The following is a 13,940-nucleotide window of genomic DNA, read 5'->3' on the forward strand; positions in this document are numbered from 1 at the left end:
GGATGGGGACTTCAGCGTACGGCGGGGGCGGGGGCGGCGGTCGTCGCCCCCGCCCCCGCCGGGTGCCTGCTACTTCTCGGTGACGCCCGCCGAGTCGAACGTCGCCACCTCGTGCATGGCGCGCGCCGTGCTCTGCACCATCGGCAGTGCGAGCAGCGCGCCCGTGCCCTCGCCGAGGCGCAGGTCGAGGTCGACCAGCGGGCGCAGACCCAGCTTGTTGAGGGCGGCCACATGGCCGGGCTCGGCGCTGCGGTGTCCGGCGATGCAGGCGGCCAGCACCTCGGGTGCGATGGCACGGGCCACCAGGGCCGCGGCCCCGGCGCTGACGCCGTCCAGGATCACCGGCGTACGCAGCGACGCGCCGCCGAGGAGCAGGCCGACCATGGCCGCGTGCTCGAAGCCGCCGACGGCGGCGAGGACGCCGAGGGGGTCGGCCGGATCCGGCTGGTGCAGTTCGAGAGCGCGGCGCACGACCTCGGTCTTGCGGACCAGGGTCTCGTCGTTGATGCCGGTGCCCCGGCCGGTGACCTCCGCCGGGTCCGCGCCGGTGAAGACCGAGATCAGGGCGGCGGACGCGGTGGTGTTGGCGATGCCCATCTCACCGGTGAGCAGGGCCTTGTTGCCGGCCGCGACCAGGTCGCGGGCGGTCTCGATACCCACCTCGATGGCCTGCTTGGCCTCCTCGCGGGTCATCGCGGGGCCGGCGGTCATGTCGGAGGTTCCGGCCCGGACCTTGCGCGGCAGCAGCCCGGGGGTGGCCGGAAGGTCGGAGGCCACGCCCACGTCCACGACGCAGACCTCGGCGCCCACCTGGGTGGCGAAGGCGTTGCAGACCGCTCCCCCGCCGAGGAAGTTGGCCACCATCTGGGCGGTGACCTCCTGCGGCCACGGGGTGACGCCCTGGGCGTGCACGCCGTGGTCACCCGCGAAGACCGCGACGGCCGCGGGCTCCGGGACGGGCGGCGGGCACTGGCGGGACAGCCCGGCCAGCTGCGCGGAGATGATCTCCAGCATGCCGAGCGCGCCGGCCGGCTTGGTCATGCGCTTCTGCCGCTCCCACGCCTCGCCGAGCGCCTTGGCGTCCAGCGGACGGATCTGCGCAACGGTCTCCGCGAGCAGGTCGTGCGGGTCCTCGCCGGGCAGCGCACGCCTGCCGTAGGTCTCCTCGTGCACGACCCAGGACAGCGGGCGGCGCTTGGACCAGCCCGCCTGCATCAGCTCGGGCTCGTCCGGGAACTCGTCGACGTAGCCCACGCAGAGGTAGGCGACGACCTCGAGGTGCTCGGGCAGGCCCAGCGCGCGGACCATCTCGCGCTCGTCGAAGAAGCTGACCCAGCCGACCCCGAGTCCCTCGGCGCGCGCGGCGAGCCACAGGTTCTCGACGGCCAGCGCGGAGGAGTACGGCGCCATCTGGGGCTGGGTGTGCCGGCCCAGGGTGTGCCGGCCGCCGCGGGTCGGGTCGGCGGTGACGACGATGTTCACCGGGGTGTCGAGGATGGCCTCGATCTTCAGTTCCTTGAACTGCTTCGCCCGGCCCTTGGGCAGGGACTTGGCGTAGGCGTCGCGCTGACGCGTGGCCAGTTCGTGCATGCCGCGCCGGGTCTCGGCGGAACGGATGACGACGAAGTCCCAGGGCTGCGAGTGGCCCACGGAGGGCGCCGTGTGGGCGGCCTCCAGGACCCGGAGCAGGACCTCGTGCGGGATGGGGTCGTCGCGGAAGCCGTTGCGGATGTCCCGGCGCTCCCGCATGACCTTCAGTACGGCCTCGCGCTCGGCGGCGTCGTAGCCGGGGGCGGGAGGACCGGCGGGCGGTGCGGCGTCGGGCACTCCGGCGCCCTGGGTGTCCAGGTCGTCCGGGTCCTGGGCGGGTTCGCTCTGCGCGGGTTCGTTCTGGGCCGGCTCGTTCTGCACCGGCTCGTTCTGGGCCGGCGTGGTGGGCACCGCGCCGGTGTCGGCGGCGTCGGCCGGGCGGGGTGCGGGCACCGGGGTGGCGGCTTCCGGCGCGGGCTGTTCCTCGGTGGGGAGGATCAGGGGCTGCGGCGGCGTCGGCGCGAGGTGCGGGGTGGCCGGAACGCTCGCCTCAACGGAGACGAGCTCTTCCGGCGTCTGCTCCGGCTGGGCCTCCGGGAGAACAGTGCCGTCGGGGGCCGACCCGAGTCCGGCGGGAGGGGCCGCGTCCGGGGTGGGGGCCTCGGCACCCGAGGGGGCCGGGGACCCGGGAAGCGGCGCCCACGCCTCCTGGACGGGCGGGGCGGAGGGGGCGGTCGGAGCCTGGGGCTGGGTCTGGGCCTGCTGCGGTCCCTGGGCCGGGGACACGACCGGGTGGTGCTCGCTGTTCGGGCTCTCGGTGGCCGGCTCGGCCTCCGCCCGTCGGAGAAGCGGTTCGGCTGCCGCGACGGGAGCGGACTCCGCGTCAGGAGCGGGTGCGGCGGTCTCGGGGGCCTCGACCGTCTCCGCCGGGCCGGGAGCGGGCGCGGGAACCGGCTGCTCCGTTTCCGTTGCGGAGATGTGCCCGGGTGCCGGAACGCCGTCAGCGGCAACCAGAGGTACGGAGGCTGACGCCTCATCGTCCCCGACAGCGGTCACGGCAGGGGCGGCCACGTGCGGGGCGGCCGGATCGGCGACCGGGCCGTGGGGATCGTGGGCCCCGGCGTCCGCCTCGTCGGTCGCCGCGGGGACGGCGGCGTCGCCGGTCGTCGTCCCCGCCTCGGGGGCGGCGGCATCCGCTGCGCCCGCGGCGGGTCGGTCGGCGTCGGGGGTGACGCTCTCCGGCGTCCGAGCGGTCACGGACTCCTGGTCCGAAGCTCCCGGCACCACGGCGACGACGGGGGTGGACGCCTCCTGCCCCGCGACCTCGGCCCCGGTGCCCACAGCGTCGGCCGCCTCGGCGGCCTGTCCGTCGACAACCGGTGCCGGAACGGTCCCGGCGCCCTGGCCGGCCTCCGGAGCGACGGGAGGTACGGCGTCCGCGGCAGGGCCCGTGCCGGACCCGTTCGCATCGGCCGCCGTCGGCGCGGGCGCACTTCCAGCGCCCTCGGCACGCTCGGGGTCCTGCGCCCCCTGTCCGGAACCGGTGTCCGTGCCGGAGGTCCCCGCCTCGCCCTGCGATGCCTCCGCGACCGCTGCCACCACCGGTGCAGGTGTCTCCGGCGCCACAGAGGTCTCCGTTGCCGCAGGTGCCGCCGGGGTCTGCGCCGTCGCCGCCGGCACAACGTCCTGCGGCTCGACCTGCGCCCCGGCGGTGGCGCCCGCCTCCGTGGAGACGCGGGCGACGAGCGCCTGGGCGGCGCCCACCGGCCGCGGCGACGGAACAACCGTTTCCGCTTGGGCCGTCGTGCCCGCGCCCACCGGCGCCGGGGCGCCCCAGGGCTCCGCCGTCTGCGGGGCCGCCTCCCGGGGGCGCGGCACGTCGAGGTACTCGGGGCCGACGGTCGGCGGGCCGACCTGGCGCACCGGCACGTCGGCCGGGCCTCGGTCGGCGAGCGAGCGGACCGGGCCAGTGGTGGCACTGGGGATGGGCGGGCCGAGGTGCAGCGGACGGCGCGGCGCCGCCGGTTCGCGCGTGAACGCCCGGCCGGGTGCCTGCGCCCGCTCCGGTTCGGGGAGGCGGACACCGCCGAGGTCGACCGAGCCGGTGTCCCGGCCGGCCGTCTCGTGCGGTCCCGGCTCGTGCACGGTCTCGACGACCGGCTCGGGCACGGGTGGGGCGACCTCGTTGCCCCAGGCGCCCTGGGCACCGGGCAGCAGCAGCTCTTCGTCTTCGGCGGAACTCTCGGAGAGGTAGGTGTACGGGTCGGGCGCGGGGACGCCCGGCTGCTCCACCATGCCTGCGTTCTCCGGCAGTCCCTCGCCCGGGACCTGGCCGGTGTCGGTCATGCGTACCCCTCGCCCATCGGTTAGTGCTCCTACGACCAGCTCACCCGGAACGGCGCACCGACCGCCCCACACTGAAGAACGAGCGTGCGTCCCCAGCGGCACGAACGGCCTGCCGAGAAAAGGCGACAAAGCCATTCACTGGCATTGTCGCTGCCGTACTGCCGTCGCGTCAGCTTGATCGGCGACGGTTCCGCTGTGGACTGCGCCACTTTGCGCGTCCTTGGGTTCCGCCGTACCACACACACCTCGAAACGGGCGTGTTTTCGGGACATCGGCCGACGAATCGGCGAGCGTCCGAGTTGCGGTACAACGATCGGCCAGCCTACCGCGAGCGGTACGACAACCCGATCACGGGGACGGCATCGGAACCGGGCGGCGCGATCAGGGGGTGCGCGCGGGCAGTACACCGCTGAGCAGGAACGCGACGCTCCGCTCCGTCTCCGTCCAGGCCCGGGTGTCGAGTCCGACGGACTGCAGGAGGGCGCACTCGACGCCGTAGCCGTGTTCCGTCAGTTCCCGGCCGATGCGTTCGGCCGCGTCGCGGGTGGCGGCGTGCGTGACGATGCGCTGCGGGCGGCGGTCGGCGACCGCCGTGACCACGGCCGCTCCCCCGCCGCCGACCCGGACGACGTCCGGTTCCGGGAAGTCCTCCAGGACGTGCGGGGCGGTGCCGTGCACGATCTGGAGCTGGACGCCGTACCGGCGGGCGGTGGACTCGGTGCGGGCGCAGGCCAGCGGGTCGCTGTCGACGGCGATGACCGCGGCTCCGGCCCGTGCCGCCTCGGTGGCGAAGGCACCGCTGCCGCAGCCGATGTCCCACACGAGGTCGCCCAGCCGCGGTCCGAGCCGGGCGAGTTGGGAGACGCGCAGCGGCTCCCGCTCGCCCTCGCCGAGTTCACCGCCGTAGGCCTCGGCCGGCAGCGACCAGCCGCGCGGGCCGGCGGCGGGGTCGCGTCCGGCGATCCAGCCGCCGGACCCGCCGGCGGCGGCCGGGCCACCGATCACGATGACGACGTTGGGGTCGCGCCAGGTGTGGTCGGCGGCCTTGTCGGAGGTGACGACGCTGACCTGTTCGCGAGCGGTGCCGAGTTCCTCGCAGATGACGAAGGTGCGGTGGACGCCCTCCATGAGCAGGCCCAGTTCGGCGGGGCCTGCGCCGGGAGAGGTGAGAACCGCCACTTTGGTGTGGGCTCGGCATACGTTCACCGCGCGTCGCAGGGTTCGGGGGTGTGCGACGACCACCTGTGCATCGTCCCAGGGCATTCCGGCCCTGGAGAAGGCGGCGGCGACCGAGGAGACGGCGGGGACGACCTCGACCTCCAGGCCGAACTCGGGTGCGCGCAGGGTTCGTACGACGCCGAAGAAGCCGGGGTCGCCGTCGGCGAGGACCACCGCCGTGCCGCGGTGGCCGGCGACCCGGCGGGCGGCCAGGGCGGCACTGCCGAGCCGGACGCGCTCGGCGCCCGCGGGTACCTCGGGGAGTTCCAGATGGTGCGGGGCGCCTGCCACCAGGGTGGCGGCGCCCAGTGCGGCGCGGGCCGCTGCGGTCAGCGGCGAACCGTCCCAGCCGATCACCGTGACCCGGTCGGCCATCGTCGTCAGTCTCCTGGGTTGTGCGCGGGTCGTCTGGGGGGTGTGAGCGGGTCCGTCGTCGGCCGCTCAGCCCGCGGACGGGCGGGCTTGGTGAGAGTACCTGGTACGGCCATGCAGTGGGTGGACGGTACCGCCGGCCGCGGGTTCGCGGAGGGTCAGCTCCAGTCGGTGAGGGCGGTGAACTCGCCGGTGTCGGTCAGGGGCCCGGACGCGCCCTCGAGGTCCTCCGGCAGCAGGCTCCAGACGATGAAGTCGGTGCGCACGTCCGTCCAGCCGCCGTCCTCGGTGCGGACGTGGGCTATGCAGGCGTTGCGCAGGACGCCCTCACTGATGCAGCCGATCTTCTGGGCGACCTGTTGCGAGGCGGTGTTGTCGGCGGCGGTGCGCAGCTCGACGCGTTCCAGCTTCTGGTCGCCGAAGAGCCACTGGGCGGTGGCGAGCGCGGCCTCGGAGGCGTACCCCTCGCCCCGTGCCCAGGGGGCAACGATGTACGACAGCTCGGTGGACCGGATGTGCCAGTCGGTGCCGGTGAGCCGGATGACGCCGACCAGGCGCTGGGTGAGGAACTCGGTGACGGCGAGGTCGAGTCCGCGTCCGGCCATCCGTTCGGCGGGGGCCTCCTCGGTGATCCAGGTGCGGACGGCCGGTTCGGTGAAGGGCCGGGGAACGTCGGTCCAGGCGGCGACCTGTTCGTCGTTCATCATCTCGGCCAGGGCGGGGACGTCGTCCTCGTCGAGGGGACGCAGCACCAACCGCTCCGTGCTGATGGAGATGTTGGGGAAGGTGCTGCTCGTCATGCGCCGCTCCGTAACCTTCGAAACCTTCGGAACCGTCAGGTCCTGCTGAACTGCCCAGCATGCAGCATGAAAGCACCGAACCGCACCACGGGGGCCACTCCGTGTACCGGAGTGGCCCCCGTGGGTGCCGGACGGGTCGCGGGCGCGGCGCGGGCCGCTGTGCGCCCGGTGCCGGTGGTGCCCGTCGAGCGGTTCGGACGGCGGATCAGAAGGCGGCGACGACCGAGCCGGCGTACTTGTCGTCGATGAACTTCTTGACCTCGTCGGAGGTGAGGAGCTCGGCGAGCTTCTTCACGCGCGGGTCGTCCTCGTTGCCCTCCTTGACGGCGAGGAAGTTGGCGTGCGGGTTGCCCTCGGCGGACTCGAGGACGAGGGCGTCCTCGGCCGGCTTGAGGTCCGCCCCGATGGCGTAGTTGCCGTTGACGACCGCGGCGTCGACGTCGGCCAGGGCACGCGGCGTCTGGGCTGCCTCCAGCTCCTTGAACTTGAGCTTCTTCGGGTTCCCGGTGATGTCCGCAGGGGTCGCCTCGAAGCCGACGCCGTCCTTGATCGTGATGATCTTGTTGGCGGCGAGCAGCTGCAGCGCGCGTCCCTCGTTGATGGTGTCGTTGGGGATGGCGATGGTCGCGCCGCTCTTCAGCTGGTCGGCCTCCTTGACCTTCTCGGAGTAGAGGCCGAGCGGCTCCAGGTGCACGTCGCCGGCGGGCACGATGTGCGTGCCGTTCTTCTTGTTGAAGTCGTCGAGGTACGCCTGGGTCTGGAAGTAGTTGGCGTCCACCGAGCCGTCCTCCGTGGAGGTGTTCGGCGTGACGTAGTCGGTGACCTCCTTGACCTCCAGGTCGAGCCCGGCCTTCTCGGCCAGGTTGTCCTTGACGAAGTTGAGGATCTCGGCGTGCGGCACGGGGCTCGCGGCGACGGTCAGCGTGCCGGAGGCGTCGGACCCGGATTCTTCCTCCGAGCCGCAGGCGGTGAGGCCGAGGCTGAGGGCGCCGGCGGCGAGGACAGCGGTGGTGATCTTGATGGTGTTACGCACGAAAAGTGCCTTTCCTTCAGGGTGGTGCGGCCCCGGCCCGGGGTGGTGCGGGGCCTTCGGGGAAATGGGGATCAGGGGGACGGGAGGCTGGGGCGGGCCGGGGTCACCCGGCCTTGCCGACGTCGGCCGTCGCCGGCTGCTTGGCCTTGAGCAGCCGCAGCTTCGGCCCGGCGTCCGGGCGTCCGCCGCGGTGGTGCAGGGAGCGGGCCGCGTAGTCGCCGGCGAACTGGATGAGGGAGATGACCACGGCGAGGATCGCGACGGTGATCCACATCAGCCCGGTCTCGAAGCGCTGGTAGCCGTAGCGGACGGCGAGGTCGCCGAGTCCGCCGCCGCCCACGGTGCCGGCCATGGCCGAGTAACCGATGAGGGCGATGATCGTGGTGGTGGTGCTGGCGATCAGCGAGGGCAGCGCCTCGGGCACGAGGACCCTGCGGACGATCGTCCAGGTGTTGCCGCCCATGGCCTGCACGGCCTCGACCAGTCCGTGGTCCACTTCGCGCACGGCCGTCTCGACGAGCCGGGCGAAGAAGGGGATGCCGCCGATGGCGAGCGGCACGATCGCGGCCTCGCTGCCGATGGTCGTCCCGGTGATCCAGCGGGTGAAGCTCATCAGGGCGACCATGAGGATGATGAACGGCATCGAGCGGCCGACGTTCACGATCTGCCCGACGACCTTGTTCACCGGACTGTTCTGCAGCAGCCCGCCCCTGTCGGTGAGGACGAGCAGCACGCCGATCGGCAGACCGACGACGACGGAGATCAGGGTGGACCAGCCCACCATGACCAGCGTTTCCCAGCACGCCTGTTCCAGCAGGGGCTGCATCTGGGACCAGGTCACTTGGCCGTCTCCTTCACGAGGGTCCGCGCGGTCTGTTCCGCCTGCGCTGCCCGCGCCGCCCGCTCGACGATGTCGATCTGCAGCCCCTGCTCCCGCAGGAAGCCGACCGGCACGACGTTGTCCTCGTAGCGGCCCGGGAGTTCGATGCGCATCCTGCCCACCTGGAGACCTCCGACGGTGTCGATGGCGGCACCGAGGATCGATATGTCGATGTTGTAGGTGCGGGCCAGCTGGGAGATGACCGGCTGGGTCGCGCTCTCGCCCTGGAAGGTGACGTCCAGGACGGTGCGGTTGTCGTCCGAGGCCTCACCGGCGACCGGGAACAGCGCGGAGGCCAGTTCGGAGCCGGGGGTGGCGAGGAGTTCGGTGACCGTGCCGGACTCGACGATCCGGCCCTTCTCCATCAGCGCGGCCGAGTCGCAGATCGTCTTCACGACGTCCATCTCGTGCGTGATGAGCAGGACGGTCAGGCCGAGCTGGCGGTTCAGATCGCGCAGCAGCGCCAGGATCGAGCGGGTGGTCTCCGGGTCGAGAGCGCTGGTGGCCTCGTCGGACAGCAGCACCTTCGGGTCGCCGGCCAGCGCGCGGGCGATGCCGACCCGCTGCTTCTGGCCGCCGGAGAGCTGGGCGGGGTAGGCCTTGGCCTTGTCGGCGAGGCCCACCAGGTCGAGCAGTTCCAGCGCCTTGCGGGAACGTTCCTTCCCCGACTGCCCGAGGATCTCCAGCGGCAGTTCGACGTTGTCCTGCACGGTGCGCGAGGAGAGCAGGTTGAAGTGCTGGAAGACCATGCCGATACGGCTGCGCGCCCGCCGCAGTTCCCGTCCGGCGCGCGGGCCTCGCCCGGCCAGGGCGGTGAGGTCCTGCCCGGCGACGGTCACGGTGCCCGAGGTGGGGCGCTCGAGCAGGTTGACGCAGCGGATGAGCGAGGACTTTCCGGCGCCGGACTGGCCGATGACGCCGTAGACCTCGCCTTCGCGGACGTGCAGGTCGACGCCGTCCAGGGCGGTGACCTCGCGTCCGCGAGAACGGTAGACCTTGGTGAGGCCCGAGGTGGTGATCACGTGAACATCCGTCACTGTCGAGTGCGCGACACGTCGTGGCGCCGGCACGAGGCATTCAGGGTCGAAAGCAGCCCGTACGCGGCACGGCTTCTCCCGAGCGCGGCGGAGGTGCACCGTGGAGAGACGTGCGCGGGGGCGTGGTTCCGTCGTGCATGCGGGACCCGGGGGACACGCGGACGGACGGGAACCGGCTCTCGCTTCGGGGCGCGAGGCTCAAGTGCTGCGGGGGCCCTCTAGAAGGCGCGCATTCGGAGCGGACACATACAACCGGCACCGGGCTGCATGTGCACCTCGGTCGCGGGGCTGCGGTCGCTCATCGTGGTCATGCGGCCAGTAAAGCAGACCTTTATTGCTGACCGGACACTCATGTCCACATTCTGGACAGCCGTGGACATGAGTGACCGCACGTCAGGGGCGTACGGCGATCTCCACCCCCGCGTCCGTGACCAGTGCGGACAGGGCCGACAGGTCCTTCACCACCAGGTCGGCGGTCAGCTCGTGGGCCTGGTGGGTTGTGGCCAACGCCACGGTGGTCATGCCGGCGGCCCGGCCCGCCTGGAGCCCGGCGGGGGCGTCCTCAAAGACGACGCAGTGCGCGGGATCCACGCCGAGCGTCCGGGCGGCGAGCAGGTAGGGCTCCGGGTCGGGCTTGCCCCGGGTGATGTCGTCGGCGGCCACCAGGGTCTTGGGCAGGATGCCGGCGGCGGCGAGGCGGGCTTCGGCCAGCCGCCGGGTGGCGGAGGTGACGACGGCCCAGCGCTCGGCCGGCAGCGCGTCGAGGAAGTCCCGGGTGCCCGGCAGCAGAACGGCCCCGCCGTTCGGCACGTCCTCCACCTCCAGGTCCTCGATCCGCGCGACGGCCTCCGGCACGACGTGGGCGGGCAGCAGGTCGGCGGCTATCTCGACGGCCGGCCGGCCGTGCAGCTCCACCCGCCCGAACTCCTCGGCCGTGATCCCGTACTCCCCGGCCCACCGCGTCCAGCAGCGCCGCACGGACTCGAGGGAGGACACGAGGGTCCCGTCGTTGTCGAACAGGAGGGCTTGCGCATGGATGGTCATGCCATCGACCATACGGTGCGGGCGGGGCCGGGCACGGTGGGGCCGTTCCGGCGTAATAAGGTCGCTGACATGCTTGATGTCCTGACGCTGACGACCGGCGTCGCCGCGCTGCTGCTCGCCGCCTGGTGCGGCTGGGCCGCCTACCGTGATCAGCCGACGAAGGACTGGCATTTCATCGGTATGGCCGTGGTCACGCTGCTGACGCTGGTTCAGCTGATCGTCGGGATCGTGCAGCTGGCCCGGGGCGAGAAGCCGGAGCAGGGGACGACTATCTTCCTCGCGTATCTGCTGGGCTCGTTCGCGTGCGTCCCGGCGGCGGGTTTCATGTCGCTGGCCGAGCGCACCCGGTGGGGCTCGATCACGGTGGCCGCGAGCGGTGTCGTCCTGGCCGTGCTCGAGGTCCGGCTCCATGACATCTGGGGGAGCTGAGATGGCCGCGACGGAACGGAAGCCGACCGGGACCCGGCTGATCGGCGGGCCCGGACTGCTGCTGGTGTGGCTGTACGGGGTGATGGTCGTCGGCGCCGTGTCGCGCTCCGCTTACCAGATCGCCACCGAGTTCGACCGGGCACCGCTCGCCTACTCGCTCTCGGCGATCGCCGGGGTGGTCTACGGATTCATCACGTACACCCTGGTGCGCGGCGGGGAGACGGCCCGCAGGGCGGCGCTGGTGTGCTGCGCCGCCGAGCTGGTGGGCGTCCTGACGGTCGGCACCTGGACCCTGGTCGATCCGTCCGCCTTCCCCGACGCGACGGTGTGGTCGGACTACGGGATGGGGTACCTGTTCATTCCCGTACTGCTGCCCCTCACGGCCATGTACTGGCTGCGCAAGGCGCGCACGGCGTAACGACCCCCGGTCAGGCGGTGGTCGCGTACGTCTCGGCCGACTTCTCCAGGACGATCTGCGGTACGCCGTCCGCGCCCCGGGACGTCCCGACCCGCTGGTAGCCGACCCGGCTGTACAGCTGGAGGTTGCTCTCGCTGCGGTGCCCGGCGTGCAGGCGGAAGGTCCTGGCACCCCGCTCGTCGGCGAGGGCGGCTTCGGCGACCCGCAGGAGCCGGGCGCCGATGCCGTGCCCCTGGAGGCGGGGGTGGACACAGAGCTTGCCGATGGCCGCGGCGGCGTCCTCGGTGCTCCTGCCGTGCACCGAGCCGACGATCTCGTCACCGAGGCGGGCGACGAAGACCAGGTCGGCGGCGACCTCCTCGCGGACCGAGTCCAGACTCTGGACGAGCGGGTCGATGCGGTAATTGCCGTACAGCGCCGCTTCGCTCTGGAAGCACAGGTACTGCAACCTGAAGATCTGCTCGGCGTCCTGCTCGGCCGCCGCAGAGATGGTCACGCTCATGCCCATGTGCGCACGCCTCCCGCTCACCTGATCACCTGTGGTCCCTCACTCCTATCCCCGTCCTCGACGCGACGCAACCTCCGGCGCGAGCAATCGACGCAGACATCCCAGGCATCTGGAACGTTCCGGACCCAGGCTGCCCTGTGAGATACCCAACTCCCCCGCGATTTCCCGGTATGTCGGGTCGTGCGGGGCCAGCAGCGCCTCCAGCAGCCGGGGACAGCGACCGGGCAGCCGGCGCACCGCGTCCCGCAGGCCGCGACGGCGGGCGGCGGCGACGGCGAGGAGTTCGGGGTCGCGGTCGCGGGGGTCGCCGGGATCGACGGGGTCACCGGCCCACGGCCTCTCGTGCCGGACGGCGCGGCGGCTGCGACGGGCCTCGGTGCGGACGGCCCTGCGGAGCCAGTCCTGGGGGTCGCGCGGCGGGCCGTGGGCGTCGAGGCGTTCCAGGAGGCGCAGCCAGACCGCCTGTTCCAGGTCGGCTGGTTCGGCCCCGGACGCGTACGCCTCGGCGGAGGCCTCCGCGGTGAGCAGCGGACGGAGAGCGGCGACCAGGTCACGGGTCATATGCGCAACGACACGGCCGCCCCGGGCCCAGTTGCCCGGGGCGGCTGGAAATCACCTTGAAAGGTGACAGAACGACTCAGCCGTTGACGAAGTCCTCGCGGGCGAGCAGACCGGTGTCCGGGTGGTCGGTGAAGACGCCGTCGATGCCGGTGGCGAAGTAGGCACGGAAGGCTCCGAAGACGTCGCCGTAGGCGTCGGGGTCGTTGCCCTTGCGGAAGTTCGCCGGCAGGAAGGGGTTCTCGTTGCGCATCGTGTACGGGTGCAGGATCAGTCCGGCCCGGTGCGCGTCGCGGACGAGGCTGGTGGGTTCGGTGAGGTTTCCGGCCGCGTCACGGGGGATGACCAGGTCCAGGGTGGGGCCGATGCCCTGGGCGTAGGAGGCGATCTCCTTCAGGCCCTTCGGCGTGATGAGGTCGGCCACGGTGCGCGGATCACCGTTCTCGACGAAGTCCCAGGGGCGGCTGTTCGCGCCGGAGAGCAGCACGGCGAGCGGGTTGCCGACGAGCCTGCTCATCCGCTGGATGCTGGTGGGTTCGAAGGACTGGACGATGACGGGCGAGTTCTTCTTGTCCTTGCCGTACTTGCGCAGCAGCCGGGCGAGGCGCTCCTCGGTCCCCAGGCCCAACCGGCGGAAGTAGGTGGGGTGCTTGAGTTCGGGGTAGATCCAGACCTGCTTGCCGCGCTTGCGGGTCTGCTCGTTCTGCCAGCGCAGCACCTCTTCGAAGGTGGGGATCTCCCAGCGGCCGTCGTAGAGGGTGTTGTGCGGGCGGTTGGCCGGGATGCGCTCGGTGGCGCGGAGCGTCTTGAGTTCGGCGAGGGTGAAGTCCTCGGTGAACCAGCCGGTGACGGAGACGCCGTCGAGTCGCTTCGTGCGCTTGCGGTCGGCGAACCCGGGATGGCTCGCGACGTCCGTGGTGCCGCCGATCTCCGGCTCGTGCCGGCAGACGAGGTGACCGTCCCTGGTGGGCACCAGGTCGCCGGCCTCGACGATGTCGGCACCCATGTCGAGGGCCAGTTCGTAAGCGCCGAACGTGTGCTCGGGCCGGTAGCCGCTGGCCCCCCGGTGGCCGATGACGGTCGGGACGGGCAGGCCCTTGACGCCCCGTCCGCCGCCGCTGCGTCCCTCGGCGTGCCGGGCCTCGGCCGCTCTCGCCGTGCCGCCCAGCCCGAGGACGGTGCCGCCCGCGCCGAGCACCGCCGCGCCCAGGAGCGCCCGCCGCCCGGTTCCGCCGTCCGCGGCCTTGCCCGTCCGCTCGTCCGACTCCTGCGTTCCCATGAGGTGCCTCCTGCCGTCGACCGTCAGTGCGAGGTGATCGTAGGGGCGCGTGCATGACGAACGGGAGACCGCGACCGGAACACGCGGGGGCCACCGGATGGCGTACGGCCCGGGCCCGGCCCGTCGGACTCCGGATGGGTGTGCGAGGCAGGGGGTCTGACGATCCGCCGGCTTCGGAGGCGCCGTACCGGGTACTTGTAGGCACGCCGTCAACGGCGCGCCTCCCGCAGTCCGCGGGTCGCGCGTGCTTCGATCCGGCCGTGTCCGCACCCCCGAAACCCCCGGGCCGACGACGCCGCGGATCGCCCTCCGCGGGCGCGACGTGCCTCACATCACGTCGTGCGCGTTACGGCCGTACGACACCACGTCACCGCAGGTGAAAATGCGCCTGCACCGCGTGACACCTCGGTGGACCCGACGTGCGCGTCCCCCTCGCCCGCGAGTAATGTCCTTGCCTGCACAGACTCATACCGCATTCCCGACACCGG

At 72.3% G+C, this 13,940-nt stretch carries 12 protein-coding genes; 2 read left to right on the forward strand and 10 right to left on the reverse strand.

Going from position 1 to position 13,940, the window contains the following annotated elements; all coding sequences use genetic code 11:
- Nucleotides 1-69: 69 nt before the first annotated feature.
- The 7 genes from cobT to DIZ27_RS18425 all read right to left on the reverse strand — a co-directional run bounded on the left by cobT (nt 70) and on the right by DIZ27_RS18425 (nt 10,260).
- Nucleotides 70-3,876, reverse strand: a complete 3,807-nt coding sequence (cobT, locus tag DIZ27_RS18395; RefSeq protein WP_109379509.1) for a nicotinate-nucleotide--dimethylbenzimidazole phosphoribosyltransferase — start codon at nt 3,874-3,876, stop codon at nt 70-72.
- Between the two features lie 381 nt (nt 3,877-4,257).
- Nucleotides 4,258-5,469: a precorrin-6y C5,15-methyltransferase (decarboxylating) subunit CbiE gene (gene cbiE / locus DIZ27_RS18400; RefSeq protein WP_109379510.1), complete on the reverse strand. Its 1,212-nt coding sequence runs from the start codon at nt 5,467-5,469 to the stop codon at nt 4,258-4,260.
- Between the two features lie 155 nt (nt 5,470-5,624).
- The gene (locus DIZ27_RS18405; protein WP_109379511.1) at nt 5,625-6,266 is read right to left on the reverse strand and encodes a GNAT family N-acetyltransferase; all 642 of its coding nucleotides are present in this window, start codon (nt 6,264-6,266) and stop codon (nt 5,625-5,627) included.
- Nucleotides 6,267-6,471: 205 nt separating this feature from the next.
- A complete protein-coding gene (locus DIZ27_RS18410) occupies nt 6,472-7,299 on the reverse strand; it encodes a MetQ/NlpA family ABC transporter substrate-binding protein (RefSeq protein WP_109379512.1) in 828 nt (275 codons plus the stop codon).
- Between the two features lie 103 nt (nt 7,300-7,402).
- Nucleotides 7,403-8,140 carry a methionine ABC transporter permease gene (locus tag DIZ27_RS18415; protein ID WP_181383573.1) on the reverse strand — a complete coding sequence of 246 codons (738 nt, stop codon included), beginning with the start codon at nt 8,138-8,140 and terminating at the stop codon, nt 7,403-7,405.
- The gene (locus DIZ27_RS18420; RefSeq protein ID WP_181383574.1) at nt 8,137-9,201 is read right to left on the reverse strand and encodes a methionine ABC transporter ATP-binding protein; all 1,065 of its coding nucleotides are present in this window, start codon (nt 9,199-9,201) and stop codon (nt 8,137-8,139) included. Before DIZ27_RS18420 ends, DIZ27_RS18415 begins: the two co-directional genes overlap by 4 nt.
- 408 nt (nt 9,202-9,609) lie before the next feature.
- A complete protein-coding gene (locus DIZ27_RS18425; protein WP_109379568.1) occupies nt 9,610-10,260 on the reverse strand; it encodes an HAD family hydrolase in 651 nt (216 codons plus the stop codon).
- Nucleotides 10,261-10,329: 69 nt separating this feature from the next.
- On the opposite strand from DIZ27_RS18425, the gene DIZ27_RS18430 reads away from it, so the two are divergent.
- Both DIZ27_RS18430 and DIZ27_RS18435 read left to right on the forward strand, forming a co-directional pair.
- Nucleotides 10,330-10,689, forward strand: a complete 360-nt coding sequence (locus DIZ27_RS18430; RefSeq protein ID WP_109379514.1) for a hypothetical protein — start codon at nt 10,330-10,332, stop codon at nt 10,687-10,689.
- Between the two features lies 1 nt (nt 10,690).
- Nucleotides 10,691-11,107 (forward strand): hypothetical protein, encoded by a 417-nt coding sequence (locus tag DIZ27_RS18435; protein ID WP_109379515.1) that lies wholly within the window; start codon nt 10,691-10,693, stop codon nt 11,105-11,107.
- A gap of 10 nt (nt 11,108-11,117) precedes the next feature.
- Here DIZ27_RS18435 and DIZ27_RS18440 read toward each other — a convergent pair whose 3' ends face one another.
- The 3 genes from DIZ27_RS18440 to DIZ27_RS18450 form a co-directional block, all read right to left on the reverse strand.
- Entirely contained in the window at nt 11,118-11,615 is a 498-nt protein-coding gene (locus tag DIZ27_RS18440) for a GNAT family N-acetyltransferase (protein WP_109379516.1), read from the reverse strand.
- A 45-nt stretch (nt 11,616-11,660) separates the two neighbouring features.
- Nucleotides 11,661-12,176, reverse strand: a complete 516-nt coding sequence (locus tag DIZ27_RS18445) for an RNA polymerase sigma factor (RefSeq protein ID WP_109379517.1) — start codon at nt 12,174-12,176, stop codon at nt 11,661-11,663.
- Between the two features lie 76 nt (nt 12,177-12,252).
- A complete protein-coding gene (locus tag DIZ27_RS18450; RefSeq protein WP_109379518.1) occupies nt 12,253-13,452 on the reverse strand; it encodes a glycerophosphodiester phosphodiesterase in 1,200 nt (399 codons plus the stop codon).
- Nucleotides 13,453-13,940 lie beyond the last annotated feature (488 nt).

The organism is Streptomyces sp. NWU339 (genome assembly GCF_003143855.1).
In the GTDB taxonomy this organism is placed as follows: domain Bacteria; phylum Actinomycetota; class Actinomycetes; order Streptomycetales; family Streptomycetaceae; genus Streptomyces.